Here is a 24,492-nt window from a genome sequence, read left to right on the forward strand (position 1 = left end):
AACGGTGCCGGACAGGGAGCGGCGATGCTCTAGCATGCCCGCCCGGCGACATGAACCCGTAGTGAACCTGCCAGTGCGCCGGGCGCTATGCCCGGCGCACTGGTAATCAAGGATCAGTCGGCGGCCAGCGCCAGCGCGCCGCGCGTCATGATGGTGCCCACATGGTCTTCCAGCGCTTCGGCCACCTGGTCGGCATGGTTGGCGAAGACATGGTCGGCACCGGCGAAGATGCGATAATCCACCGAAACACCCTTCTGGGTGTTCAGCTTGTCGACCAGCTTGCGGATGGCGGGTTCGGGAACCAGCTCGTCGGAATCGCCGGCAATCATCAGCCCGCCGCAGGGACAGGGGGCGAGGAAGCCGAAATCGTAATGGTTGGCCGGAGGGGCCACGCTGATCCAGCCGGTGATTTCCGGCCGGCGCATCAGAAGCTGCATGCCGACGAAGGCGCCGAACGAATAGCCGGCGATCCACAGCCCGCCGGCGTTCGGGTTGACCATCTGCATCCAGTCCAGCGCCGCAGCGGCGTCGGAGATTTCGCCGATGCCGCCATCGTAGCGGCCCTGCGACCGGCCGACCCCACGCGAATTATAGCGCATGACCGAGAAACCCATCTTCTCGAACGAGCGATACATCGCATAGGTGATGCGATTGTTCATGGTGCCGCCATGCAGCGGGTGCGGATGAAGGACCAGGGCGAGCGGCGCATTGGGCTCGCTTGAATGGTGATAGCGTCCCTCAAGGCGGCCGTCGGGGCCGGCGAACATGACCTCAGGCATTCGTATCCCGCAATATGCTTCCCGCGCCCCCAGGCATGGCGTCGGGATCGTTACTGTGGCGGCCGGTGGACGACGATGCCCCGTCGCCTGCCGGCGGATATGAAAGGGCGGCTGAACTCCGCCCTGGACAGATGGGCGCGCGGCCCTTGCGATTCACGCTTGCTTCCTGGTCATACCGACAGCGCCGATCCGATCGGTCGGGAGCGCGCCGACATTGCATCATCGTTAAAGTGACGCAACGCGAGGGCAGCGCGAAATGCCGGTTTGTCAGGCGTGGATTGCATTTCCGACAGTCATGGACCCCTTGGAGGGGCAGCTTCCGGCAGGCCGGTTGACTTCCTCCCTGGTGTGGCCATAGTCCAGTATCCCTTCATTGCATCAGGGCGGCAGCCACCGTCCATGGCATCCGTGCGGACGCTGCTGGTTCGCCCGGCATTGACAATACTCATCGCGCTTCCGGCGGTTCATGGGCCGACCGCCTTGCTGTGGGGATGTATATAGCGATCCGGAATCACCAATTGCCACATAATTCGTGTTTACACTGGCAGGCGGGCGCCGCACCGTCCGGTCGCGGAAACAGGCGGGCAGCGGGGGCGGGGAGAGAGCGGCATGGACCGTGACTGGATCTATTTCGATGCCAACGCCACGGAACCGGCGCGGCCGGCGGCGCTGGAGGCCCTGGCGCGCGCGGCTGCGGTGACCGGCAATCCGTCATCGGTGCATCGGGCGGGGCGGCAGGCGCGCGCGGTGCTCGAATCGGCGCGGGAGCGGCTGTCGGCCCTGTTCGGCGCCGGGGCCGATAATTGCGTCATGACCTCCGGCGGGACGGAGGCCAATCTGCTGGCCGTCGCCGGATTGGGCGCCGGGCGGCGCGTGCTGGCCTCGGCGGTGGAGCATGATGCGGTGCGGGCGGCCGCCGTGGCGGAGAGCATTGCGGTCGATGGCAACGGCGTGGTCCGGCTGGATGTGCTGGAGCGGATGCTGGCCGAGGGGGATGGCCGGCCGGCGCTGGTCTGCCTGATGCTGGCGAATAACGAGGTCGGAACGATCCAGCCGGTGGCCGAGGCCGCGCGGATCTGCCGCCTTCATGGCGCGCTGCTGCATGTCGATGCCGTGCAGGCGGCGGGGCGGATCGCGGTCGATCTGCGCGCCCTGGGGGCCGACAGCATGGCGGTGTCGGGGCACAAATTCGGCGGGGTGAAGGGGGCGGGGGCGCTGCTGCTGGCTGGCGAGACGACGCGAACGCTGCCGCCGGTCATGGCGGGCGGCGGGCAGGAAATGGGGCGGCGCGGCGGTACGCCCGCCCTGCCGGCGATTGCCGCGATGGCCGAGGCGGCGCGTGAAGCTGTTGGGGCATTGCCGGCCGAAGGGGCTGCATCGGCGATGGCGGGCTGGCGTGACGCGATTGACGAAGCGGCGGTGGCGGTGGGGGCTGTGGTCTGCGGCGGTGCGGCCCTGCGCCTGCCCAACACCACCTGTCTGGCCCTGCCGGGGCGGGCTGCCCAGACCCAGCTCATTGCGCTGGACCTCGCGGGGTTCGGCGTCTCCGCCGGATCGGCCTGTTCGTCGGGCAAGGTCGCGCGGTCGCATGTGCTGGAGGCGATGGGGCTGGGACCGTTGGCGGGCGAGGCGATCCGGGTCTCGCTGCCCTGGATGGCGCGGGAGGAGGAGGTGATGCGGTTCATCGATGCCTATCGCACGATGGCGGCGCGGCTGCCCGCGCGCCGCGCAACGCTGGAGGAGGCCGGGGCATGACACGGGATATCTCTGACGCGGATAGGCGCCCGCTCTATCTGGATTATCAGGCCACGACGCCTTGCGACCCGGCGGTGGTGGCGGCGATGATGCCGTGGTTTGCCGATTCATTCGGCAATCCGCACAGTGTGGACCACGCGATGGGCCGGCAGGCGCGCGATGCGGTCGAGGCGGCGCGGGCGGAGGTCGCGGCGCTGCTGGGGGCGGATGTGCGCGAGGTGGTGTTCACCTCCGGCGCCACCGAGGCCAACAATATCGCCATCAAGGGCGCGGTGCGCCATCTGGCGGCGCGGGGCGATACCAGGCGGCGCGTCATCACTGTGGCGACCGAGCATAAATGCGTGCTGGAATCGGTGCGCGACCTGGCGGCGGAGGGGTTCGAGCCGGTGATCCTGCCGGTCGGGGCCGATGGGCGGCTGGACCCGGCGGTGCTGCGCGCGGCGCTGGCAGTGCCGACCTTATTGGTCAGCATCATGGCGGCGAACAACGAGACCGGCGTGCTGCACGATATGGCTGCCCTGGTGCCGGAGGTGCGCGCGGCGGGCGCGCTGCTGCACAGCGATCTGGCGCAGGCGGCGGGCAAGGTGGCGGTGGATGTGCGGGCGATGGATCTCGACCTGGCATCGGTCTCCGCGCACAAATTATATGGGCCGAAGGGTGTGGGGGCGCTGTATGTGCGCCGGCGGCCGCGCGTGCGGCTGGCGCCGCTGTTCTCGGGCGGCGGGCAGGAGCGGGGGCTGCGCTCGGGCACACTGGCGACGCCGCTGCTGGTCGGGTTCGGTGTCGCCTGCCGCATCGCGCGGGAGGTGCGGGTGGAAGAGGCGCGGCGGATGGCGGGGCTGCGCGACGGTTTTCTAAACCGCATGATGGCGGCCATTCCGGGCCTCGCGGTCAACGGTTCCATGACGCACCGGCTGCCGGCCAACCTCAACCTGCGTTTCCCCGACGTGCGGGCGCTGGATGTGATCGCCCATGCGCCAGACCTGTGCGTCTCGACTGGATCGGCCTGTTCTTCGGCCGAACTGGTGCCGTCCTATGTGCTGAGCGCGATGGGGCTGGATGCCGACGCGGCCGCGCGGAGCTTGCGTCTGGCGGTGGGACGCTATACCTCAGCCGCCGATATGGATCGCGCGGCGGCGATCCTGTGCCGGGCGGTGGCGGATGCGCGCGCGGCGGGGAACGCCGCCCTTCACCCCACTGATGATGACACGGCCAGGATAGCAGAATGCCGCATATGATTTTCATCGAGCATGACGGAACCCGTCGCGAGGTCGACGCCCCGGTCGGCCTGTCGGTGCTGGAGATCGCCCACAAGCATGGAGTCGATCTGGAAGGCGCGTGCGAGGGATCGCTGGCCTGCGCCACCTGCCACGTCGTGGTCGACCCCGAATGGGCGACGAAGCTGGCCGAGCCCACCGAGGACGAGGAAGACATGCTGGACCTGGCCTTTGGCCTGGAAAAGACCTCGCGCCTGGGCTGCCAGATCGTGATGACCGAGGCCCTTGATGGGCTGGTTGTGCGCTTGCCCCGTACGGCCTGAACGAACGGAAGGAGCCCAGCCCATGCGAATCATGGTCGCCATGTCCGGCGGCGTGGACAGCAGCGTGGTTGCCGCGCGCCTGGTGGCCGAGGGCCATGAGGTGGTGGGCGCGACGTTGCAGCTCTATGATTCGCGGGCCAGCGCGCGCAAGGGCGCGTGCTGTGCGGGGCGCGACATCCATGATGCGCGCCGCGTGGCGGACCGGCTGGGCATTCCGCACTATGTGATCGACGCCGAAAGCCGGTTCCGCGAGAGCGTGATCGAGACCTTCGCCGACGCCTATGCCGGGGGCGAGACCCCGGTGCCCTGCGTGGCCTGCAACCAGGGCGTGAAGTTTACCGACCTGCTGGGCATGGCGCGCGATCTGGGCGTGGATGCGATGGCAACCGGCCATTATGTCCGCCGGATCGAAGGAGCGGAGGGGCCGGAACTGCATCGGCCGGTCGATGCCTCCCGCGACCAGTCATGGTTCCTGTTCGCGACCACGCGTGAACAACTGGATTTTCTGCGCTTTCCACTGGGCGATATGCCGGACAAGGCGGCTGTGAGGGCCGAGGCCGAGCGGTTCGGGCTGGAGGTGGCGTCCAAGCCCGACAGCCAGGATCTGTGTTTCGTCTCCGACGGGTCCTATGCCGAGGTGGTCGAGAAGCTGCGGCCTGAGATGGCGGGCAGTGGCGAGATTGTGGACGAAGCCGGCCGGGTGGTCGGCCGGCATGACGGTGTGACCCGCTTTACCGTCGGGCAGAGCCGTCGGCTGGGCAATGCCGCGATGCGCGACGGCGAGCGGCAGATGGTAGTCGGGATCGAGCCGGCGGCGCGTCGTGTGGTGATCGGGCCCCGTGTGGGCGGCGCGGTGCATGATCTGTCGTTGCGCAACATGAACTGGCTGATCGTGCCGCCCGAGGGCGAATTGCGCTGCATGGTGCAGATCCGCGCGCGGGAAGCGGTGCGGGCGGCGACCGTGCGGCGGACGGCGGATGGTGCCAGCGTGACGCTGGACGAGCCGGCGATGCCGGCGCCGGGGCAGGCCTGTGTGCTGTATGATGGCAGCCGGGTGCTGGGTGGCGGGTTTATCCGGCGGCGGGACCCTGCAGTGGCTCAAGTATCTTCTTTTTCTGAAGAAAAAGAAGCAAAAAGACTTTGATTCGTTAGGGGACATCGCATGCCCCAAGCACAAGGCTGCTGAACGGATCAGAAGTTTTTTGGTTCTTTTTTTCAAAAAAGAACGATCTTTCACGCGAAAGGGGACGCACCGTGGCTGACGGCAAACTGTATATCGGCACCAGGCGATATTCGTCCTGGTCGCTGCGGGGCTGGCTGGTCGTGCATCTGGCGGGGCTGGATGTCGAGGACGTGGTGATTCCTCTTGCCGGGGGTGGCGGCACGACGGCGATCAAGGCCGTGTCGCCCAACGGGATGGTGCCTTATCTGGAGCATCGCGGCGCACGGGTGTGGGAAAGCCTGGCGATCGGCGAATATTGTGCCGAAATCACGCCCGCCCTGTGGCCGGCGGACCGGCTGGCGCGGGCGCATGCGCGCAGCATCGCCGCTGAAATGCATGCCGGCTTCCGGCCGTTGCGCATCGCCCTGCCGATGAATCTGGGCCGCCATGGGCGCGCGCTTGCGGGTGGGCTGGCCGAGGATGTGAAGGCCGACGTGGCGCGGATCGATGCGCTGCTGTCGGAAACCCGTTCGGCCTATGGCCAGGGTGGTCCGTATCTGTTCGGTGCCGATCTGACGGTGGCGGATGCGATGTTCGCGCCCGTGATCGCCCGTTTCCTGTCCTATGACGTAAAATTGTCGCCTGTGGTGGCCGATTACGCGGTGCTCCTGCGGGCGCATCCGCTGATGGCGCGCTGGTATGAGGACGCGGCCAGCGAACCGGAAGCATGGCATCTGGAGCGGTACGAAACCCTCGCCTGATCGCCTGGTGATGCCCATGGTGCCGGTTCTGACCGTGCTGCCGCCGCGCGAGCGGTTCGCACCGGGGCAGGCGGGTGCGATCAGCCTGCTGGTCCATCGGCTGGCGGCGCCCGGCGATATCGTGGCCGGCCAGCCGGTCGATGCGCCCTTCGCCGACGTGGCGTTTCGGGCGGTGCAACCCCCACGATGGGCGCTTTGGCCCCGCAGCGCGGCAGGCCGTTATGCGGTCGCGTTGGCGAAGCGCGTGCGGGAGGTCCGGCCCGCGCTGGTCGAAATTCATAACCGGCCCGATATCGCCCTGGCGCTGGCGCGGCGCTTTCCCGGCCTGCCGATGACATTGACGCTGCATAACGACCCACGCGCGATGCGGGGCGCGGCATCGCCGGCCCAGCGGGCGGCGCTGATGCGGCGCATGAAGGTGATCGCGGTGTCGGATTGGGTGCGGCAGTGTTTTGCCGAGGGGCTGTCCGGCGCTGTGGTGGCGGTGACGCCGAATTGTATCGACATGGCGTCCCTGCCGCCGCCCGTACCGGCGGCGGCGCGTGACCGGACGATCCTGTTTGCCGGTCGGGTGGTGGCGGACAAGGGGGCCGATGCGTTCGTGGCCGCCTGCGGCGCGCTGCTGCCGCATCTGCCGGGCTGGCGGGCATGCATGATCGGGGCCGATCGTTTCGGCGGGGATTCGCCCGAGACGCCGTTTCTCCGGGCGTTGCGGCCCGCCGCGCGGGCGGCTGGCGTGGAGATGGTGGGCTATCGGCCGCATGAGCAGGTGCTGGCCGCGATGGCGCGGGCCGCGATCGTCGTGGTGCCCAGCCGTTGGGCCGAGCCGTTCGGCCTGACGGCGCTGGAGGCAATGGCCTGTGGCGCCGCGCTGGTCGCCTCGCCCGTCGGTGGGCTGCGGGAGGTCGTGGGCGATGCCGCGATCCTGGCGCGTCCGGACCCGGTGACGGAACTGGCGGCGGCGATCGGCGAACTCGCGGCCGCGCCGGAACGGCGCGCCGCGCTGTCGGAAGCGGGGCGGGTACGGGCGGCGATGTTCGATTGCGCGGCTATGCGTGCCAGATTGGGCGATCTGCGCCGGGCCGCCATCGCGGCCCGCTGACAAGGCAGGGGGCTTCCCTCACGCGGGGGATGGGATGGCGGCGCCAGGGCGCCTATATGCTGGGACGACTATCGACGATGGACAGGAGACGACATGTCTGAGACCCAAGCGGCGACCGGCGACGGGCTGGTGCCGGTGACGGTGCTGACCGGCTTTCTCGGTGCCGGCAAGACGACGCTGCTCAATCATATCCTGACGGCCGAACACGGGCGGAAATACGCCGTCGTGATCAACGAGTTCGGTGAACTGGGCGTGGATAACGACCTCGTGGTGGATGCCGACGAGGAAGTGTTCGAGATGAACAATGGCTGCATCTGCTGCACCGTGCGCGGCGACCTGATCCGCATCCTGGGCAGCCTGATGAAGCGGCGCACGAAGTTCGACGGCATCATCGTCGAGACCACCGGGCTGGCCGATCCGGCACCGGTGGCGCAGACCTTCTTCGTCGATGAGGATGTGCGCGGCAAGACGCGGCTGGACGCGGTGGTGACCGTGGTCGATGCGCTGAACGTGGTGCAGACGCTGGAGGAGAGCCCCGAGGCGGTGAACCAGATCGCCTTCGCCGACGTGATCATCCTGAACAAGACCGATCTGGCGGATGAAGCGGCGCTGGAGGCCATCGAGGCCCGCATTCGCACCATCAACCCGGTGGCGCGCCTGCATCGTGCCCAGCGCGGCAATGTGGCGCTGGCCGAGGTGCTGGACCAGGGCGGGTTCGACCTGGCGCGGGCGCTGGAACATGCGCCGCATTTCCTGGAGGATACTAGCCATTCGCATGAGGAGAATGTGAGTTCGGTCTCCTATGTGGTGGAAGAGCCGCTGGATGCTGCCAAGTTCCAGGCCTGGATCGGCGCGGTGCTGCAGGAGCAGGGGGCGGACATCCTGCGGGCCAAGGGCATCATGAATTATGAGGGCGAGGACCGGCGCTTTGCCTTCCAGGCCGTGCACATGATGGCCGATGGCGGTTTCATCGGGCCGTGGAAAGAGGGCGAGAAGAAGGAATCCCGCCTGGTGATGATCGGCCGCAACCTCAACCGCCCGCGCCTGCGTCGCGGCTTTGAAAGCTGCCGCGCACGATGACGGGGATGAGGACCGAGAGCGGGGCCCCGGCCGGCCTGCTCGAGCGACGGGGTGCCACGCGCACGATTGATGGCCATGTCATCGCCTGCGTGGCGTCGCGCGACAGCAATCAGTTCGCCTTCGCGACGGCCGAGGGCGATGTGGTGCTGGCGGCCCGCGACGATTTCGGTGATGCGGCGGCGTGGCAGGTGCAGACGGTGCATGATGGCGCGATCCTGTGCCTGGCGCCCGATGCCGCACCGACCGGCTTCCTGACCGGCGGCGACGATTCCATGCTGCGCCGGATCGGCGCGGACGGCGCGGTGACCGACCTGGTGCGCGGCCGCCGGTGGATCGAGCATGTCACCACCTGGATCGATGCGAAGAACACCCCGAAATCGGGTGTGATCGCCTTTGCCTCCGGCAAGCAGGTGGAACTGCGCGACGCCATCGGCACGGCGACGCTGAAGGTGCTGGAGCATCCCTCCACCGTCAGCGGCGTGGTGTTCGACGCCAAGGGCAAGCGGGTCGCGGCGTCGCATTATAACGGGGCGTCGATGTGGTTCGTGCAGGCCAAGGTCGACACGCCCCGGCGGCTGGACTGGAAGGGCAGCCATACCGGCATCGCCATCCATCCCGGCGGCGACGCGCTGGTGACCAGCATGCAGGAGAACGAACTGCATGGCTGGCGGCTGGCCGACGGGCACAATATGCGCATGAGCGGCTATCCGGCCAAGGTGCAGTCCATGGCGTTCTCGCGCACCGGCAAATGGCTGGTGACCGGCGGGGCGGACAGCGTGGTGATGTGGCCGTTCTTCGGCGGCGGGCCGATGGGCAAGGCGCCCGTGGAACTGGCCGGGATGCCCGGCGTGATCTGCCGGCGCGTGGCGTGCCATCCGGTGCATGAGATCGTGGCGGCCGGCTTCGCCGACGGCACCATCCTGCTGGAGGACGCGTCGGCGCAGAAGGTCCTGCCGGTGCGCGGTGCCGGGGGCGGTGCGATCTCCGCGCTGGCTTTCAGCCCCAACGGCACCGGCCTGGCATTCGGGACCGAGGACGGGGCGATCGGGATCGTGGACCTGGCGGCGCGATAGACGCCGCGCAACCGGGGCCCGGAATCGGGGCCCGGAAGGGCCCCGGTCTGATTACGCGCGCTCGGACGCGGCCGGGGCGGGCAGGGCGCCGCTGCCGGAACCGGAGGCGGGGGTCTCGGCCGGTGGCTGTGCATGATCGACCACCGAGAGGAATTTTTCGGCCAGCGCGCTGTAGAGCGAGCGGGGGCAGATCATGCGCGAGACGCCGTAGGCCAGGAACGAGGTGGCCAGCAGGGCCAGCGTGACCTGCTGGTTGTCCGACATTTCCATCACGATCACGCTGGCCGTCAGCGGTGCCTGCACCACGGCCGAGAAATAGGCGACGGTGCCCAGCAGGACCACGGCGCCGGGGGTGGTGTGCGGCAGGAACTGCGCCACCCATCCGCCGATGCCCGCCCCGATGGCCAGCGATGGCGCGAACAGCCCGCCCGGAATGCCCGAGCAGTAGGACACGATGGTGGCGATATATTTGAGGATGAAGAACGAGGCCGGATAGCTGGTCTGGCCGGCGATGATCTCGCGCGCCTGGATGTAGCCCGTGCCGTAGGTGATGCCGCCCGAGGCCAGGCCTAGGATGGCCAGCACCACGCCGCAGAGTGCGGCGAAGGCGATCGGCCGGCGCGCGACGAACTGGCCCAGCGCGCCGGGCAGGCCCTGGGAGGTGCGGATCAGGATCGCCGAGAACACGCCGCCGCTGATGCCGCCCAGGATGCCGCAGGTCAGCACCGCGATCCAGCTGATGCCGATCGGCACCACGACGTCGGTATGGCCGAAATAGGTATAGTTGCCGACCAGCGCGATGGCGGTGACGCCCGACAGGATCACGCCCGTCAGCATCGTGCCGCTGGTGCGCTGTTCGAACGAATGGCTGAGTTCCTCGATCGCGAACACGATCCCGCCCAGCGGCGTGTTGAAGGCCGCCGACACGCCCGAGGCGCCCCCCGCCAGGATCAGCCCGCGACGGACGCTGACGGTGGACAGGTTCAGCCACCGCCCGAAAGCATGCATGATGGCCGCGCCGACCTGCACCGTCGGGCCCTCGCGCCCGATCGAGGCGCCGGCCAGAAGGCCCAGCGTGGTCAGCATGATCTTGCCGAAGGCGATGCGCAGCGACAGCAGCCGGTCGACGATGGTGAAATTTTCCAGGTGCAGGGCGGCGATCGTCTGGGGAATGCCCGAGCCCTGGGCGCCCCGGAACCATGTCCGTGTCAGCCATGACGACAGCGCCAGGCCGGCCGGTGTCAGTGCCAGCATCACCCACGGGTCCCACGCCACCAGCCGGTCGCACAGGGCGGAGGCCTTGTCGGCGGAGGTGGCGAAGCTGACGGCCACCAGGCCGACCACCACCGATGCCGTCCAGTACACGATCTTGCGGCGCCATTGCGCCGTCGTGACCCGGGCGGAACGGCGCAGATGTCGCATATGGCGGATGCGCAGTTCAGTCAGGTCGGTCTTCATCGGCTTGTGTCCGGGACAATGGCGCCCCGGCCGGATGGGCCGGGGATGCATGCGGTATGTACCCGCCCTTTACTCCGTAAGCGCCCAGGGTTTCCACAGGAACTGCGCATATGTCCCCGACCGGGGGCGGATGCTGTGTTGTGCCCGACACAAGGGAACTTTCACGGTGGGATCGCGATTCCGCAATGCTTGGCCTTGCGGTCCGGTTCGACATGGATGTGGATCAGCGCCTCGCCGATGCGGGCGCGCAGCGCGGCCTCGATCCGGTCGCAGATCTCGTGCGCGGCATCGACGCTCATGGCACCGGGGACGACGAGGTGGAATTCCACGAAGGCCATGGCGCCGACGATGCGGGCGCGCAGATCGTGCGCCTCGATCGCGCCATGGCCGCTGGCGGCGATGACCTGGCGGATCGCCTCCAGCGTGTCCGGATCGGGGGCCTCGTCCATCAGGGCCGCGATCGACTCGCGCATCATGCCCCAGCCCACCCGCAGCACGTTGAGCGCGATCAGCCCTGCCAGCAGCGGGTCGATCCACGGCCAGCCGGTCAGCGGGATCAGGATGAAGCCGCCTACCAGCCCGATGGTGGTCCAGACATCGGACATCACATGCTGCCCGGCCGCGACCAGGGTGGGTGAGCGTCTCGTCCGGCCCGCGCGCAGCAGCACCAGCGCCCACGCCAGGTTCAGCACGCCGGCCGAGCCGTTGAGCGCGATGCCGGACAGGGGCGCGTTCGGCAGGCTGGGGTGTTGCCAGTCGATCCAGGCCTCGCGGCCGATGGCCAGCGCGGTCATCAGCACCAGCACACCCTCGGCCACGGCCGAGAGATATTCGGCCTTGTAATGGCCGTAGGTATGGTTTTCGTCGGGGGGCAGGCTGGCGATATGCAGCGCCCACAGGCCGGTCAGGGCGGCGACGACGTTGATGATCGTCTCGATGGCGTCGGAGTAGAGCGCGATCGAGCCGGTGACGCGCCAGGCGGCGTATTTCAGGCCCAGCGCGGCGATGCTGACGCCCAGGCTGGTCCAGGCCAGTGCGGTCTTGCTGATGTCGGGCATCCTGATGTCGGGCATCCTGATCTCGGCCATCGGATCAGGGCACGCTGGCGTCGGCCAGCACGCAGCGCGTGGCGTAGGACAGGGTTTCGATCTGGAAGGTCGGGTGGCCGATGCCGAAGCGGATGCGCAGCGCCTCGGTCGCGTCGCCCAGCAGCATGTCGTCCGCCGGGGTGGCGCGGACCAGGTGGACGGTCAGCGCGGTTTCGGTGGTGCTGATCGGCCAGATATGCAGGTCGTGCAGGTCCTCAACGCCCGGCAGGGCGCGCAGATAGGCCTCCACCCCCGCGCGGTCGATCGTGCGGGGCACGCGGTCCAGCGCCATGTCCAGCGAATCGCGCAGCAGCGACCATGTGCCGGCGACGATCGCGCAGGACAGGGCCAGGCCCACGATCGGGTCCAGACGGGCCCAGCCGGTATAGAAGATGACCGCGCCCGCGATCACCACGCCGGCGGACATGACCGTATCGGCCAGCATGTGCAGGAAGGCGCCGCGAATGTTCAGGTCGTCGCCACCGCGCGCGAACAGCAGCGTCGTCGCGCCGTTGATCACGATGCCCCCGGCGGCCACGGCCATGATCGTGCCGCCCGGTACAGCGGTGGGTTCGATCAGGCGCAGGATCGATTCCCAGACGATGCCGCCGGTGACCAGAAGCAGCGCCACGGCATTGCCCAGGGCGGCGAGGATGGAGGACCGGCGCAGCCCGTAGGTGAATTCGGCACTGGGCGCGCGCTTCGACAATGTATGCGCCAGCCAGGCCGCGCCCAGTGCCAGCACGTCGGACAGATTGTGCCCGGCATCGGCCAGTAGGGCCAGCGCGTGGGATGTGACGCCCCAGGCGGCCTCGGCGATTACATAGACCAGATTGAGCCCGATTCCCCACGCGAAGGCGGCGCCGAACGATGCCGGCGCATGGACGTGCCCGTGCCCGTGATGTCCATGATGGTCATGGTCATGGTCATGGTCATGGTCATGGTCATGGTCATGGTCGCAGCCATGTGCCCTGTTCTGGCCTGCATGCCCATGCGCGGATGAGGGATCGTGCGAATGGGCCATGAATGCGGGGTCTCCTCGGGCGGCGGCTCTCTGTATCAGAAGCATCGCACCGGGGGCCAGTCCCGCGTTCTTTCGTCATGGCGGGCGGTCGTGATAAGGCACGGCGCGTGAACAGTCCCGTACTCCCGCACACGGATGCCTCGCCCCGCATGATCCGATTGACCGAAATCAGGCTCCCCCTCGACCACCAGCCCAATGCGCTGGTCGCCGAAATCGTGCGCCGGCTGGGCATCGCGGGTGACGACCTGCTGGCGCATACGGTCTTCCGGCGTGGTTATGACGCGCGGCGGCGCGGCGCGATCACGCTGGTCTATACGGTCGATTGCACGGTGCGGGACGAATCTTCCGTGCTGGCGCGGCTGGCCGGCAGGCCGCATGTCGGCCAGGCGCCCGACACCGATTATCATTTCGTGATGCGCGACGGCGCGGCGTTCGCGGACCGGCCGGGCTATCGGCGCCCGGTGGTGATCGGGGCGGGGCCGTGCGGCCTGCTGGCGGGGCTGCTGCTGGCGCAGATGGGGCTGCGGCCGCTGATCCTGGAACGGGGCAAGGTGGTGCGCGAGCGCACCGTCGACACCTTCGCCCTGTGGCGCAAATCGGTGCTGACGCCCGAGAGCAACGTGCAGTTCGGCGAGGGCGGGGCGGGCACCTTCTCGGACGGCAAGCTGTACAGCCAGGTCAGCGATCCGCGCCATTACGGGCGCAAGGTGCTGCATGAATTCGTAAAGGCGGGTGCGCCGGAAGAGATCCTGTACCTGTCCAAGCCGCATATCGGCACCTTCCGCCTTGTGTCGATGGTCGAGCATATCCGCGCCGAGATCGAGGCGCTGGGCGGCGCCTACCGGTTCGACACCCGGGTCGAGGATATTCTGCTGGCGACCGATGCCGACGGCGCGCGGCGGGTGGCGGGGCTGCGCCTGGCGGATGGCGAGGAAATCGCGGCCGATCATGTCGTGCTCGCGGTCGGCCATAGCGCGCGCGACACGTTCACGATGCTGGGCGCGCATGGCGTGGCGATGGAGGCCAAGCCCTTTTCCATCGGCGTGCGGATCGAGCATCCGCAATCGGTCATCGACGCGGCGCGCTTCGGCCCGCAGGCGGGCAATCCGCTGCTGGGGGCGGCGGATTATCGTCTGGTGCATCATGCCTCCAACGGGCGGGCGGTTTATTCCTTCTGCATGTGCCCTGGCGGCACGGTGGTGGCCGCGACCTCGGAAGAAGGGCGCGTGGTCACCAACGGCATGAGCCAGTATTCGCGGGCCGAGCGGAATGCCAATGCCGGGATCGTGGTGGGCGTGACGCCCGAGGCCGATTATCCCGGCGGCCCGCTGGCGGGCATCGCCTTCCAGCGCCATTGGGAGCGGCAGGCTTTTCTGGCGGGCGGCGGCGATTATCGCGCGCCCGCGCAGCGTGTGGGCGATTTCCTCGCCGGCCGGCCTTCCACCCATCTGGGCACGGTCGAGCCCAGCTACCGGCCCGGCGTGACGCCCACCGACCTGTCGGCCTGCCTGCCGGATTTCGTGGTGCTGGCGATGCGCGAGGCGCTGGCGGCGTTTGGCCGGGAGCTTGACGGGTTCGACATGGCGGACGCCGTGCTGACGGGGGTGGAGACGCGCACATCCTCCCCGCTGCGAATCCCGCGTGGTCCGGATGGGCAGTGCACCAATGTCGCCGGCCTGTATCCGGCGGGCGAGGGGGCGGGCTATGCCGGCGGCATCCTGTCGGCGGCGATCGACGGAATCCGCGTGGCGGAAGCCGTGGCCCTGACCATGGCGGGGCGCCCTGTGGACGGGCTGATCCGCCAGACCATGACCCGGAGCGCGCAGGCCCAGTAGGCGCCAAGACCGAAAGTTGCGTTGCTCGCCGCAACGAAAATGTGGTGGCCGGGTGCGTGCAGCCTCTCGACCCTTTCGGCGGGGGAACGAACCGGCGGCTTCCGGGCAGGATTACCGGGAAAACGAATGAAGCCCGAAAGGGAACGCCGGGCACTTTCGACCCTATAGCGGCATTTGCGCCACGCTTGCGCACACGCCGAAAGCGGTCAGAGTGTCTTATCGTGCAGGTTGAGGGAAACTATGAATACTGTCCATATTCGTAGGGCGCAGGCGTATGATGTAGTGGCGATTGCGACGCTTACTCATGCAGCGTATTCCAAGTGGGTGCCGATCATTGGGCGTGAACCTCTCCCTATGAAGGTCGATTACGCCGAAGCCTTCAAGGTCCATCGTTTTGATCTCCTTTATGAAAACGATGCATTGGTCGCTCTTATCGAGACGGTCGAGAAGAATGGCGGCCTGCTGATCGAGAATGTCGCCGTCCGACCAGCCTTCCAGAAACGCGGATATGGGCGAATGCTCCTGGCTCATGCGGAAGAACTGGCGACCTCTCAAGGTCTACCAGTGATCAGGCTATACACGAACTCAAAGTTCGAAGAGAATATCGCCTTATATAAGGCTTTAGGATACAATGTTTGTCATGAAGAGCCGGCAAATGGCGGTATAGCCGTCCATATGGAAAAGGTGATGAAAGCCGCTTAGTCTTACCAAATTCTCAAGCGGAGGAACGTATGACATTTTCAGCGCTCATGATTTTCTGCGCAGCATTGGTCATTAACGCCGGATCTCCGGGACCAAGTGTCGCGGCTCTCGTCTCGCGCGTTCTAACGAATGGATTCCGCGATGTTTTCCCTTTCTTGGCCGCGATGTGGTTAGGCGAAGCCATTTGGCTCACACTCGCCGTTACGGGCCTTTCCGCTCTCGCACAATCTTTCGCTACTGTTTTCATCGCCCTGAAATATGTCGGTGTGGCTTACCTGCTGTATCTCGCGTGGAACATGTGGAATGCGCCCGTTGAAATCAAAGAAGACGAAGCACCAAGGCGGCGCCAACCCCTCAAAATGTTCAGCGCTGGAATGATGGTAACGTTAGGAAATCCAAAAATTATGGTGTTCTACGTTGCCCTTCTTCCGACCATTATTGATATCGGCCATGTGACGGCCGGTGCATGGGCTGCCCTGATAGCCACCCTGATTACCGTTCTGGCTGCGATCGACCTGACTTGGTCTTTTATAGCCGTTCGCGCGCGCCGCCTTTTGACAAATTCCAAAGCAATGCGGACCGCAAATCGCACCAGTGCTGGAATGATGACCGGCGCCGCCGTCGCGATTGCTACGAAATGAGAAGGGTTTCTCGCTTTAGCAGATCTGGCGATACATATCGGCTTTCAGCTACCTGAGACCAGCGCCCCCTGCTTGAACCATGCACGTCTTATTCTGCCCTCTTCCAGTTCATATATGCCAATGACATCAAGCGTGCCGCTCCCTTCCGGGACGTTGCGGGTGACGACCTCCCGATCCACCACCAAGCCGCCAACGGCCACCCTGCTGATCAGTTTGGCAAAGAGGTCCGGCTCCTTGAAGCGTTCAACATGTCGTGCCCGGATATCGGCTGCGCCTGACGCGAGCAAGGTGGCCGGCCATGCGAAAATCTCGGCATTCTCCGCCCAGCAGGACATAAAGGTCTCAATGTCGCGCGCATTATAGGCATCGAGCTGACGGCGCACGATCTCAGCTTCCTTCCGGGATTGTGTGTCTATCTCCAACTTCGCCACCATGATTTTTGCACCCGCGCATGATGGTCGCCCTCGGTGAGGTCCGCAATCAGGAAGACGCTCGTAAACTCGGAACGGCGGCAAAGAGGGCGAAAGCTGCCGTATTCGACGACGATACAATTGCCTTGAAACGCATAACGACTCGGCAGGGATGCCTTCAAACCCTCTCTCACGCTTCTATACAGATCCTGTCCCGGCCGGTGTTCTTGGCCCGGTACAGCGCGGTATCCGCCCGTTGCAGCAGCAGCGCGGCGCTGGGCTCGCCCGGGTGGGAGCTGACAAGCCCGGCGCTGAAGGTCACGCGCAGGGCGAGCGCGCCGCCCCAGTCCTGTTTCTCATGGAAGGCGGTGCGCAGGCGCTCGCAGGCGGCTTCGGCGTCCCGCAGCGTGGTCATCGGCATCAGGAGCGCGAATTCCTCGCCCCCGATGCGGGCCACGATGTCGGGCGCGCGCGTGCAGGCCCGCAGCACATCGGCGATTCCCTGCAGCACCTCGTCACCCGCGGCGTGGGAATGGCGGTCGTTGATCTGCTTGAAATGGTCGGCGTCGATCAGGGCCAGGCAGAAGCCGGGCACGCCGGCCATGATGCCCTCCAGGGCCAGGCCAAGCTGTTCGTTGAAGGCCCGGCGGTTCGGCAGGCCGGTCAGCGGGTCCTCCCGGGCCTGTCGCGTCGCCAGATCGGCCTGCTGGCGCAGGCGTTCGAGCAGGCGGGTCTTTTCACGGTCGGTGGTCTGCAGCCGTTCGGCCGTCCGCGTCAGTTCTCCCGTCCGTTCCGCGATGATGCGCGACAGGAAACGCGCCTGGCGCCGATAGTAATAGGCGATGCCGAGATAGAGCGCGGTCAGCAGAACACCCAAGGTTGCAATGGCGCCAATCCACACGTCCCGACGCTGCCACCACATCGGGTCGACCACGATGGGCACTTCCATGTCGCGGGTGGACCAGGCGCCGCCGGGATGGGCGGCGGAGACGCGCAGCGTGTATGGCCCAGGCGGCAGGCCCACCAGCCGGATGCTGCGCGTGCTGCCCTGAAGGCTCCAGGACGGGTCCATGCCTTCGATCATGGTGCGGTAGATGATCCGGTCCGGCAGCAGATAGCTCAGTGCCGCATAGCGCACCGTCAGGCCGTGGCCGGCCGGAATATGAACGGGCGCGCCGCCCGACGGCGCGGGAAGCGGATTGCCGTCGAGATCGAGCGAACTGAGCGCCACCGGCGGCGGGGGCGGGCGCGTGACGAACATATGGACCTGGGCCGGATCGGCATGCGCGACGCCGACGGCGGTGGCGATCCAGATCGTGCCGTCCTGGCGCAGGATCGCCGAAGGGGCGGCGCTGCCGCTCGCCTGGCTGCTGAGCAGGCCGTCGGCCTCGTCGAAATGCAGGAATGACACGCGTGTCGCCCTGCCGTCGGCCACGGCCTCGATATCGGGCAGGGCCACGCGCATGACGCCGCGATTGCTGGTCAGCCAGACATGGTCCTGCCGGTCGGGCAGCATGGCGAAGATCGAATCGACGGGCAGGCCCTGTTCGCGCGCGACCTGCACGATCGTCCCCGCCCGGTCCCTGTACAGGCCCCGGTCGCTGACGAACCACATGTCCTGGCCGACCGGCGTGAAGCCGAAGATCGTGTGCGCCCCTTGCTGGCCATGGAAGCGGATCGACCGGATGGAGGCGCCATGCACATGGCGCACGCCATCCAGCGTGCCGATCCACAGATCGCCGTCCTGGGCCCTCAGCGCCGTGATCAGGCCGTGCGGCGCACCCAGCATGTCGAGCGGGCGGAGCGTGCCGTCGCCAAGGCTGAAGACGCCATGCTGGGTCCCGATCCAGACCGTGCCGTCCCCGGCGATGCCGATCGCCCGGATATTGCCGGCCGGCAATCCTTCCGCGGTGCCGAAATGGCGGAACGATCCATCCGGCAGGCGCTCGTACAGCCCCTGGGAATAGGTGCCGATCCACATATGGCCGTCCTTGCCCTCGGCAAGGCTGAGAACGGCCGGATGGTGGTCGTGTTCGGTGGACAGGGGCACGGCGCCGATCGTGCCGTCCGGCCCCTCGTGCGACAGGCCGGTATCCGTGCCGATCCATAGCCGGCCGTCGTGATCTTCCAGCACTGCGCGGGTGAAATCGTCGGGCAGGCCATCCTGCCGGGTGAGGGTGCTGAACAGGCCCTCGCGCAGGCGATACAGGCCGCCGTTCGAGCCGATCCAGAGACTGCCCTCGGTATCTTCCATCAGGCTGAGGATACGCCCGGAAGACGGTTCCGTGTGGTCGTGCAGGCGTTCGATGCCCGAGGAGGAGAGCCTGAACAGCCCGTGATCCTCGGTGCCCACCCAGAGCGCGCCATGCCGGTCCTGCACCAGGGCCGTGATGTGCCCGATGTCGTGCAGGTCGTATTGCAGGGTGGCCCCTGCTTCGCTGATCCGGAAGATCCGGCTGCCCGCGACGATCCAGAACCGGCCGTCCGGCCCGCGATAGGGCCATGCCAGCCCGGGCGGCAGATGCCAGTCGGCCGGTGCGGCGTGGACCTTTCCCTCCGCGTCCTGGACGACCACGCCGTCATAAGTGCCCAGCCAGAGCGCGCCGGTGCTGTCGAACGCCATCCGGCGATAGAGGTTCAGCAGCGGCGATTTCGGGGGCGGCCGGACATAGCGGAAGGTGCCGTCCGCCGTCATGCTGCCCAGGCCGTTGCCCTCATAGAGCATCCACAGCCGGCCGGTCGCGTCGATCTGCAGGGACTGGACGATGATCGAGGGGGCGTTCGCGGGATGCGGCCACAGGCGCCACTCTCCATCGGCCGACCGCCGGCCGATATTGCCGCGGGAATCGCTGAACCACAGGTCGCCCGCCGGGTCGGTGACGATCGTCCCGATCCCGTTATCGAGCAGGGGAGTGCGGCTGCCGCGATCGTAGACGGTGAACTCTATGCCGTCATACGCGGCCAGCCCCTCCCAGGTCGCGAACCACAGGCGTCCATCCGGCGTCTGCGCGATGTCGCGGATCGAATTCTGGGGCAGGCCGTCCCGCGTGGACCAGTGATCGATGACGTAATTGGCCAGCGGGGGTGGAGGGAGACCCGCCCGGGCCGGGAGCGGCAGGCCGATCATGCCGCACAGCAGGACGATCAGCACCTGCCACGGCGCCACGCTTCCGGTGGAAGACAAAAAGGGGGCGATGCGCCTCCGGGGCCCTGACGGTGGCATCGGGGAGGGCTTGCCGGAATCCATCGGCGTCAGCTCAGGGCGCCGTTCACGATACGCATCGGGATTCAGGCTCCGCGTCCGACGAGATCCAGGATCTGCACTAACCGCATGGCACAGATGTTCCATCATTGGGAGGTGCGTCAAGACCACATCGCGCGTGCGCGTTTGCATTCCCTTCCGGTCGCCATGTCGATGGGTGAGGGCGCCGTGTTTCAGGCGGGTGTGAGCCTGCGCGGATGATCCCCGGCGGCGGGCTGGCCGGTCTCGCCCAGGATCGCGGCCATCAGGCCGGGGAAGCGCCGGTCCAGCATATCGCGGCGCAGACTGTTCATATGTTCCACGCCCTGGCTGGTCGTGTGCAGCACGCCTGCGGCGCGCAGGATGCGGAAATGGTGCGACATGCTCGATTTCGGACGGCCGAAGCTCAGGTCGCCGCAATTCATGGGGACGGCGCTGGCGGCAAGGGCGCGGACGATCCGCAGCCGGTAAGAGTCGGACAGGGCGTGGAAGATCGCCTCCAGGGATAATGTCCCCTCATCCGGATGAGAAAAGCCGCTTTCGTCTCTTGCCATGGCGCCAACTCTACCCGAGATTTTGTTTGTTCGATAAAAATGGAACTAATCCTTCCCTCGTGGGGAAGGCGAAGGACAAGGAACACGGCATGGCTCATCTCTTTACGCCATACACGCTGGGCGACGTGACGCTGCGCAACCGGATCGCCGTTTCGCCCATGTGCCAGTATATGGCCCGGGATGGTGTGGTGAACGACTGGCACCATGGGCATCTGGGCACGCTGGCCCGGGGCGGTGCGGGGCTGGTGGTGGTCGAGGCTTCCGCCGTCTCGCCCGAGGGCCGGATCACGCCCGGCGATGTCGGCATCTGGCGCGACGACCAGGCCGAGGCCCTGGCGCCGATCGCACGCGCGATCACCGCGGCCGGATCGGTGCCCGGTATCCAGATCGCCCATGCCGGGCGCAAGGCCAGTGCCAATCGGCCATGGGAAGGCGACGACCATCTGCCGCCCGGCGATCCGCGCGCGTGGCAGCCGATCGCGCCGTCGGCCGTGGCCTTCGGCGCAAACCTGCCGCGCCAGCCGCGCGAGATGTCGATCGGGGACATTGAGCGGGTGCGGCAGGATTTCGTATCGGCCGCCATCCGTGCGCGTGAGGCCGGGTTCAAATGGCTGATGCTGCATTTCGCGCATGGGTATCTGGCGCAGAGTTTCTTTTCTCCCTTCGCCAACCAACGGACGGACGCCTATGGCGGTTCCGCCGAAAACCGGGCGCGCTTCCTGGTCGAAACCCTGCGCGCGGTGCGCGCGGTATGGCCGGAAGCCCTGCCGCTGTCGGTCCGGCTGGGCGTGGTCGAATTCGCGGACGATGATGCCGCGATGCTGGCCGAGGCGCTGACCATGCTGCGCGTGATGAAGGAGGACGGGCTGGGCTTCGTGGATGTGTCGATCGGCTTCAATACGCCGGCGGCGGAGATTCCGTGGGGCCCCGGCTTCCTGGGCGCGATCGCGGGGCATGTCCGGCGCGAGACGGGGCTGCCGACGGCAACAAGCTGGAATGCTGCCAGCGCGCCGCAGCTTGCCGACGCGATGGTGCGTCAGGGCGAGGTGGATCTGGTCATGGTCGGCCGTCCGCTGCTGGCCGATCCGCACTGGCCCTATGCGGCCGCGAAGGCGTTGGGCCGTGACGATGCGGCGTCGGTGCTGCCGCCGCCCTATGCACACTGGCTCGCCCGCTACCGCTGAGAGAGGGGTTTCAAGGCACCGATGCCCGGCATTTTCGGGGCATCGGTGCCAAGGGGGGTCACGGGGGGGTGACAAAAAATACATCTCGATATATCTTGATTTTCGATATATCGGGATGCATATCGGAATCATGAAACACAGAAACAGACATGATGGCGGTCGCGATCGCCGGTTTTTTTCCGCTGAAGGCCCGTCCGGGTTCATGGGGCCGGGCCGGCATCACGGCCGGCACGGTGGTGGACGGCGCGGGGGCCGCAACCGGCTGCTGGATTATGGCGAGATGCGCCTGCTGGTCCTCAGCCTGATCGCCGACAGGCCGACCTATGGCTATGAGCTGATCCGCACCATCGAGGAACGGTTCGGCGGCAGTTACACGCCGAGCCCCGGCGTGATCTATCCGACGCTCACCTGGCTGGACGAAGCGGGCTATGTCCGCCTTGCCGAGGAAGAGAGCCGCAAGAGCTATCACATCACGTCGGAGGGCGCGGCCTTCCTGGCCGCAAACCGCGCCGGGCTGGATGAAATTTTTGCCCGCTCGGCAGCCGCCGGCGCGGAAGGGGGTGGCGGGCGGCGGAACATTCCCGTGCCGGTGATGCGCGCCATGGAGAACCTGAAGACGGCGCTGCGTCTTCGCCTGCGCAATGGCGGGCTCGACCCCGAAGCCGAACAGAAGATCGCCGATCTGCTCGACACCGCCGCCCGCGAGATCGGACAGGCCTGAAGGCGGCGGTCGCGTTGTCGGCCGCCCTGCCGGATAGAGGGAAGACAGAGATGACTATGTTCGGATCTCTTCGCGGCCGCGGGGACGGGCCAGCGATCGAGCGGGTACGCCACGAACTGAAGCGGCGCACCCTGGAGGTCGCGGCCGTGGAGCGCCTGACCCCGCATATGATCCGGGTGACGCTGACCGGCACCGATCTGGACGGGTTTGTCAGCATGTCGCCCGACGATCACATCAAGATTTTCATTCCCGACCTTGATGGCGAATGGACGCGGCGGGATTACACGCCGCGCCGCTACGACCCGCAGGCCGGGACCCTGATCCTGGATTTCGTGAACCATGATGGCGGTCCCGCCGCCGCCTGGGCACGGGCCGCCAGAATTGGGGACCGGCTGGAGATCGGCGGGCCGCGCGGGTCGCAGGTCATTGCCGGCCCAGTGGATCGCTGGCTTCTGATCGGGGACGAGACGGCACTGCCTGCCATCGGCCGTCGGGTCGAGGAGCTGTCAGCTCAGGCGTGGGTAACGACGGTGGTTGCAGTGCCGGGTGCCGAGGACGAGCAGGTCTTCATGACGCCCGCCCGGCATGACGCGCACTGGGTCCATCGCCCCATGGCGGATGCGGACCAGGCGCGGCGCATTCTGGACGTGCTTGCCGGGATCGACATTCCGGATCGCACCTTCGTCTGGGTGGGGGCCGAGGCCCGCGTGGCGAAGGCCGTGCGCCGGTACCTGCTGGAAGATCGCGAGATCGCCCCGTCATGGGTCAAGGCATCGGGCTACTGGGTCAAGGGAACGGCCGATGCCTCGGTGAAGGATGTGGGGGAGGGCGCCTGACCGCGGGCTCCGGCTCTTCAGGTCTGGTCTTCCCGGATGGGGGGCGTGATCGGGGTGCGCACCAGCAGATAGGGCGGCTGGCGCAGGTCCCTGCCGCCATTGAAGCCCGCCAGGCGGTTCCACTGGCCCAGCGTGCAATAGACATGGGTACGGGTGGCGAAAATACCGTCCGGCCAGACGATGCGCGGGTCCCGGACCACGACCTCGATCGTGCCGTCCGGTATCCAGCGCATGATCGCATCATGCTCACTCGCCGTCAGATAGATCCGGCCCTGGGCGTCGGTGGCCAGCCCGTCGGTCATGACCTTCTCGCCATGGTCGGTGACGCCGGCCGCGAGCTGTTCCTCGGTCGCGTCGAAATTCGACAGCAGCGCCGTGGGAATGCTGTAGAGGCGGCGGCTGGTCAGCGGCGAATAATAGAGCAGCGCACTGTCCGGGCTGAGCGTGATGCTGTCCACGCCGCCGATCGGGAAGGTCGGGTGTTCGGGGTCGTAGCGCAGCGGGCGCCCTTCCAGGACAGTCAGGAACCCTTTCTCGGCCTGTACCGACGGATGATCGGCGAGGACGCGCCGCTGGCGGCCGGTGGCGATATCGACCACGACCAGCGCCGGCGAAGTGCCGAACGAGGAATCCGCCACATAGGCGGTGCCGCGTGCGCCATGGGTCAGGTCGACGCGCAGATCGTTCATGTGGCTATCGGGCCGCATGGCGGGGGGCTTCAGCACCACGCTGGCGATCAGCCGGTCGGTCGCGGGGTCGATGCCGACCACTTTCGCCGCACCCGGTGCGATGGGGCGGCCGACGATCTTGCCGTCATCGATGGCCCAGAGCCGTCCCTGACTGTCCGTCGTCATGCCGTGGATCGAGATCAGCCTGCGGTCCGGTGCGGCGGATGAGGGCAGGCTGAGTGCTGCGTCGGGATAAGGGACCAGCACGTCGCCTTTCAATTCGGCCAGGGTCGCCTTGCTGTGGTTTTCGGCATGGCGCGGAAAGCCGATGAAAATGCGGTTATCGGGCGTGACGGCGATCCCGGACGGCCCGGGACCATAGAATTCGGCAACGACTTCCAGCGACCCGGTGGGGGCCGTATCGCCCGATACCGTGCCGGCGCGTGCGGGGGCGGCCAGGACGGGCAGAAGGGTGGCGCCAGCGGCGGCGGCGAAAAGGTCGCGACGATTCAATGGAAATCTCTCCCGTGTGCGGGTTCAGGGCGGCTGGTGCCGGCGTGCCTCCTGACCTCATGCGGAAAATGCCGATCCGGTCGGCAGGCCATGCTTCACCAGACCGGAGGTGGTTGCAACAGTGGTCATCGCATGATCGGCCATGCCGGCAGCCCGATCCGGGCCGCGGCCATCAAGCGGGAGTGGGGCAGGCGCGCCATGGCGGCATTGTTCTTAATATTATTTTCATGCGCTGGGAGGCTGTATCCCGATATGCGGGCCGGTGCGGTGGTTCGCAATCGTCTTTGCTACATAAAATTACGTTTTGACGAAAAATATAATTTATATTTTCTTCGTGATTGTATTACGCATTTTGAATGAATGAT

23 protein-coding genes are annotated in these 24,492 nt (G+C 66.9%); 15 read left to right on the plus strand and 8 right to left on the minus strand.

Features of this window, described 5'->3' with window-relative positions:
• Positions 1 to 113: 113 nt before the first annotated feature.
• The gene (locus HLH35_RS13035; protein ID WP_182966573.1) at positions 114 to 779 is read right to left on the minus strand and encodes an alpha/beta hydrolase; all 666 of its coding nucleotides are present in this window, start codon (positions 777 to 779) and stop codon (positions 114 to 116) included.
• Positions 780 to 1,388: 609 nt separating this feature from the next.
• Here HLH35_RS13035 and HLH35_RS13040 point away from each other — a divergent pair.
• The 8 genes from HLH35_RS13040 to HLH35_RS13075 all read left to right on the plus strand — a co-directional run bounded on the left by HLH35_RS13040 (position 1,389) and on the right by HLH35_RS13075 (position 9,252).
• On the plus strand, positions 1,389 to 2,534 hold the full coding sequence (locus HLH35_RS13040) for a cysteine desulfurase family protein (RefSeq protein WP_182979547.1): 1,146 nt from the start codon (positions 1,389 to 1,391) through the stop codon (positions 2,532 to 2,534).
• A complete protein-coding gene (locus HLH35_RS13045) occupies positions 2,531 to 3,772 on the plus strand; it encodes a cysteine desulfurase family protein (RefSeq protein ID WP_182979548.1) in 1,242 nt (413 codons plus the stop codon). Before HLH35_RS13040 ends, HLH35_RS13045 begins: the two co-directional genes overlap by 4 nt.
• Positions 3,760 to 4,074, plus strand: coding sequence for a ferredoxin family 2Fe-2S iron-sulfur cluster binding protein (locus HLH35_RS13050; RefSeq protein ID WP_182979549.1), 315 nt, complete (start codon positions 3,760 to 3,762; stop codon positions 4,072 to 4,074). Before HLH35_RS13045 ends, HLH35_RS13050 begins: the two co-directional genes overlap by 13 nt.
• Positions 4,075 to 4,096: 22 nt before the next feature.
• The gene (gene mnmA / locus HLH35_RS13055) at positions 4,097 to 5,218 is read left to right on the plus strand and encodes a tRNA 2-thiouridine(34) synthase MnmA (protein ID WP_182979550.1); all 1,122 of its coding nucleotides are present in this window, start codon (positions 4,097 to 4,099) and stop codon (positions 5,216 to 5,218) included.
• A 110-nt stretch (positions 5,219 to 5,328) separates the two neighbouring features.
• On the plus strand, positions 5,329 to 5,997 hold the full coding sequence (locus HLH35_RS13060; RefSeq protein ID WP_182979551.1) for a glutathione S-transferase C-terminal domain-containing protein: 669 nt from the start codon (positions 5,329 to 5,331) through the stop codon (positions 5,995 to 5,997).
• A 16-nt stretch (positions 5,998 to 6,013) separates the two neighbouring features.
• Positions 6,014 to 7,099: a glycosyltransferase family 4 protein gene (locus tag HLH35_RS13065; protein WP_182979552.1), complete on the plus strand. Its 1,086-nt coding sequence runs from the start codon at positions 6,014 to 6,016 to the stop codon at positions 7,097 to 7,099.
• Between the two features lie 93 nt (positions 7,100 to 7,192).
• Entirely contained in the window at positions 7,193 to 8,179 is a 987-nt protein-coding gene (locus tag HLH35_RS13070; protein WP_182979553.1) for a CobW family GTP-binding protein, read from the plus strand.
• 5 nt (positions 8,180 to 8,184) lie between these two features.
• The gene (locus HLH35_RS13075; RefSeq protein ID WP_182979554.1) at positions 8,185 to 9,252 is read left to right on the plus strand and encodes a WD40 repeat domain-containing protein; all 1,068 of its coding nucleotides are present in this window, start codon (positions 8,185 to 8,187) and stop codon (positions 9,250 to 9,252) included.
• Positions 9,253 to 9,303: 51 nt separating this feature from the next.
• Here HLH35_RS13075 and HLH35_RS13080 read toward each other — a convergent pair whose 3' ends face one another.
• From HLH35_RS13080 to HLH35_RS13090, 3 genes are all read right to left on the minus strand, one after another.
• Positions 9,304 to 10,710 carry a chloride channel protein gene (locus HLH35_RS13080; protein ID WP_408870126.1) on the minus strand — a complete coding sequence of 469 codons (1,407 nt, stop codon included), beginning with the start codon at positions 10,708 to 10,710 and terminating at the stop codon, positions 9,304 to 9,306.
• A 161-nt stretch (positions 10,711 to 10,871) separates the two neighbouring features.
• Positions 10,872 to 11,783, minus strand: coding sequence for a cation diffusion facilitator family transporter (locus HLH35_RS13085; protein ID WP_182979555.1), 912 nt, complete (start codon positions 11,781 to 11,783; stop codon positions 10,872 to 10,874).
• A gap of 19 nt (positions 11,784 to 11,802) precedes the next feature.
• Positions 11,803 to 12,822, minus strand: coding sequence for a cation diffusion facilitator family transporter (locus HLH35_RS13090; protein ID WP_182979556.1), 1,020 nt, complete (start codon positions 12,820 to 12,822; stop codon positions 11,803 to 11,805).
• Positions 12,823 to 12,971: 149 nt separating this feature from the next.
• Between HLH35_RS13090 and HLH35_RS13095 the strand changes: the two genes are divergently transcribed.
• From HLH35_RS13095 to HLH35_RS13105, 3 genes are all read left to right on the plus strand, one after another.
• On the plus strand, positions 12,972 to 14,657 hold the full coding sequence (locus tag HLH35_RS13095) for an NAD(P)/FAD-dependent oxidoreductase (RefSeq protein WP_182979557.1): 1,686 nt from the start codon (positions 12,972 to 12,974) through the stop codon (positions 14,655 to 14,657).
• A 240-nt stretch (positions 14,658 to 14,897) separates the two neighbouring features.
• Positions 14,898 to 15,359 (plus strand): GNAT family N-acetyltransferase, encoded by a 462-nt coding sequence (locus tag HLH35_RS13100; protein ID WP_182979558.1) that lies wholly within the window; start codon positions 14,898 to 14,900, stop codon positions 15,357 to 15,359.
• Between the two features lie 29 nt (positions 15,360 to 15,388).
• Entirely contained in the window at positions 15,389 to 16,000 is a 612-nt protein-coding gene (locus HLH35_RS13105; protein WP_182979559.1) for a LysE family translocator, read from the plus strand.
• 44 nt (positions 16,001 to 16,044) lie between these two features.
• On the opposite strand, the gene HLH35_RS13110 is transcribed toward HLH35_RS13105, so the two are convergent.
• The 3 genes from HLH35_RS13110 to HLH35_RS13120 all read right to left on the minus strand — a co-directional run bounded on the left by HLH35_RS13110 (position 16,045) and on the right by HLH35_RS13120 (position 20,205).
• Positions 16,045 to 16,383, minus strand: a complete 339-nt coding sequence (locus tag HLH35_RS13110) for a nuclear transport factor 2 family protein (RefSeq protein ID WP_338029347.1) — start codon at positions 16,381 to 16,383, stop codon at positions 16,045 to 16,047.
• A gap of 217 nt (positions 16,384 to 16,600) precedes the next feature.
• Positions 16,601 to 19,594: a ligand-binding sensor domain-containing diguanylate cyclase gene (locus HLH35_RS13115; protein ID WP_182979561.1), complete on the minus strand. Its 2,994-nt coding sequence runs from the start codon at positions 19,592 to 19,594 to the stop codon at positions 16,601 to 16,603.
• A gap of 251 nt (positions 19,595 to 19,845) precedes the next feature.
• Complete coding sequence (locus HLH35_RS13120) at positions 19,846 to 20,205, minus strand: ArsR/SmtB family transcription factor (RefSeq protein WP_182979562.1); 360 nt, start codon at positions 20,203 to 20,205, stop codon at positions 19,846 to 19,848.
• Positions 20,206 to 20,294: 89 nt separating this feature from the next.
• On the opposite strand from HLH35_RS13120, the gene HLH35_RS13125 reads away from it, so the two are divergent.
• The 3 genes from HLH35_RS13125 to HLH35_RS13135 all read left to right on the plus strand — a co-directional run bounded on the left by HLH35_RS13125 (position 20,295) and on the right by HLH35_RS13135 (position 22,946).
• Complete coding sequence (locus HLH35_RS13125) at positions 20,295 to 21,389, plus strand: NADH:flavin oxidoreductase/NADH oxidase (RefSeq protein WP_182979563.1); 1,095 nt, start codon at positions 20,295 to 20,297, stop codon at positions 21,387 to 21,389.
• Positions 21,390 to 21,519: 130 nt separating this feature from the next.
• Entirely contained in the window at positions 21,520 to 22,110 is a 591-nt protein-coding gene (locus HLH35_RS13130) for a PadR family transcriptional regulator (RefSeq protein WP_182979564.1), read from the plus strand.
• 50 nt (positions 22,111 to 22,160) lie between these two features.
• Positions 22,161 to 22,946: a siderophore-interacting protein gene (locus HLH35_RS13135; RefSeq protein WP_182979565.1), complete on the plus strand. Its 786-nt coding sequence runs from the start codon at positions 22,161 to 22,163 to the stop codon at positions 22,944 to 22,946.
• Between the two features lie 17 nt (positions 22,947 to 22,963).
• On the opposite strand, the gene HLH35_RS13140 is transcribed toward HLH35_RS13135, so the two are convergent.
• The gene (locus tag HLH35_RS13140) at positions 22,964 to 24,127 is read right to left on the minus strand and encodes an L-dopachrome tautomerase-related protein (protein ID WP_182979566.1); all 1,164 of its coding nucleotides are present in this window, start codon (positions 24,125 to 24,127) and stop codon (positions 22,964 to 22,966) included.
• A gap of 132 nt (positions 24,128 to 24,259) precedes the next feature.
• Here HLH35_RS13140 and HLH35_RS13145 point away from each other — a divergent pair, with 132 nt between their 5' ends.
• A complete protein-coding gene (locus HLH35_RS13145; protein WP_182979567.1) occupies positions 24,260 to 24,487 on the plus strand; it encodes a hypothetical protein in 228 nt (75 codons plus the stop codon).
• Positions 24,488 to 24,492: the final 5 nt, after the last annotated feature.

This window comes from Gluconacetobacter asukensis (assembly GCF_014174375.1).
In the GTDB taxonomy this organism is placed as follows: domain Bacteria; phylum Pseudomonadota; class Alphaproteobacteria; order Acetobacterales; family Acetobacteraceae; genus Gluconacetobacter; species Gluconacetobacter asukensis.

What these genes read in the sequence shown, in the direction of transcription:
- HLH35_RS13035 (WP_182966573.1), bottom strand. Translation starts at nt 779, where the DNA reads ATGCCTGAGGTCATGTTCGCCGGCCCCGACGGCCGCCTTGAGGGACGC.
- HLH35_RS13040 (WP_182979547.1), top strand. Translation starts at nt 1,389, where the DNA reads ATGGACCGTGACTGGATCTATTTCGATGCCAACGCCACGGAACCGGCG.
- HLH35_RS13045 (WP_182979548.1), top strand. Translation starts at nt 2,531, where the DNA reads ATGACACGGGATATCTCTGACGCGGATAGGCGCCCGCTCTATCTGGAT.
- HLH35_RS13050 (WP_182979549.1), top strand. Translation starts at nt 3,760, where the DNA reads ATGCCGCATATGATTTTCATCGAGCATGACGGAACCCGTCGCGAGGTC.
- mnmA (WP_182979550.1), top strand. Translation starts at nt 4,097, where the DNA reads ATGCGAATCATGGTCGCCATGTCCGGCGGCGTGGACAGCAGCGTGGTT.
- HLH35_RS13065 (WP_182979552.1), top strand. Translation starts at nt 6,014, where the DNA reads ATGGTGCCGGTTCTGACCGTGCTGCCGCCGCGCGAGCGGTTCGCACCG.
- HLH35_RS13070 (WP_182979553.1), top strand. Translation starts at nt 7,193, where the DNA reads ATGTCTGAGACCCAAGCGGCGACCGGCGACGGGCTGGTGCCGGTGACG.
- HLH35_RS13075 (WP_182979554.1), top strand. Translation starts at nt 8,185, where the DNA reads ATGAGGACCGAGAGCGGGGCCCCGGCCGGCCTGCTCGAGCGACGGGGT.
- HLH35_RS13080 (WP_408870126.1), bottom strand. Translation starts at nt 10,710, where the DNA reads ATGAAGACCGACCTGACTGAACTGCGCATCCGCCATATGCGACATCTG.
- HLH35_RS13085 (WP_182979555.1), bottom strand. Translation starts at nt 11,783, where the DNA reads ATGCCCGACATCAGGATGCCCGACATCAGCAAGACCGCACTGGCCTGG.
- HLH35_RS13090 (WP_182979556.1), bottom strand. Translation starts at nt 12,822, where the DNA reads ATGGCCCATTCGCACGATCCCTCATCCGCGCATGGGCATGCAGGCCAG.
- HLH35_RS13095 (WP_182979557.1), top strand. Translation starts at nt 12,972, where the DNA reads ATGATCCGATTGACCGAAATCAGGCTCCCCCTCGACCACCAGCCCAAT.
- HLH35_RS13100 (WP_182979558.1), top strand. Translation starts at nt 14,898, where the DNA reads ATGAATACTGTCCATATTCGTAGGGCGCAGGCGTATGATGTAGTGGCG.
- HLH35_RS13105 (WP_182979559.1), top strand. Translation starts at nt 15,389, where the DNA reads ATGACATTTTCAGCGCTCATGATTTTCTGCGCAGCATTGGTCATTAAC.
- HLH35_RS13120 (WP_182979562.1), bottom strand. Translation starts at nt 20,205, where the DNA reads ATGGCAAGAGACGAAAGCGGCTTTTCTCATCCGGATGAGGGGACATTA.
- HLH35_RS13125 (WP_182979563.1), top strand. Translation starts at nt 20,295, where the DNA reads ATGGCTCATCTCTTTACGCCATACACGCTGGGCGACGTGACGCTGCGC.
- HLH35_RS13130 (WP_182979564.1), top strand. Translation starts at nt 21,520, where the DNA reads ATGAAACACAGAAACAGACATGATGGCGGTCGCGATCGCCGGTTTTTT.
- HLH35_RS13135 (WP_182979565.1), top strand. Translation starts at nt 22,161, where the DNA reads ATGACTATGTTCGGATCTCTTCGCGGCCGCGGGGACGGGCCAGCGATC.
- HLH35_RS13145 (WP_182979567.1), top strand. Translation starts at nt 24,260, where the DNA reads ATGATCGGCCATGCCGGCAGCCCGATCCGGGCCGCGGCCATCAAGCGG.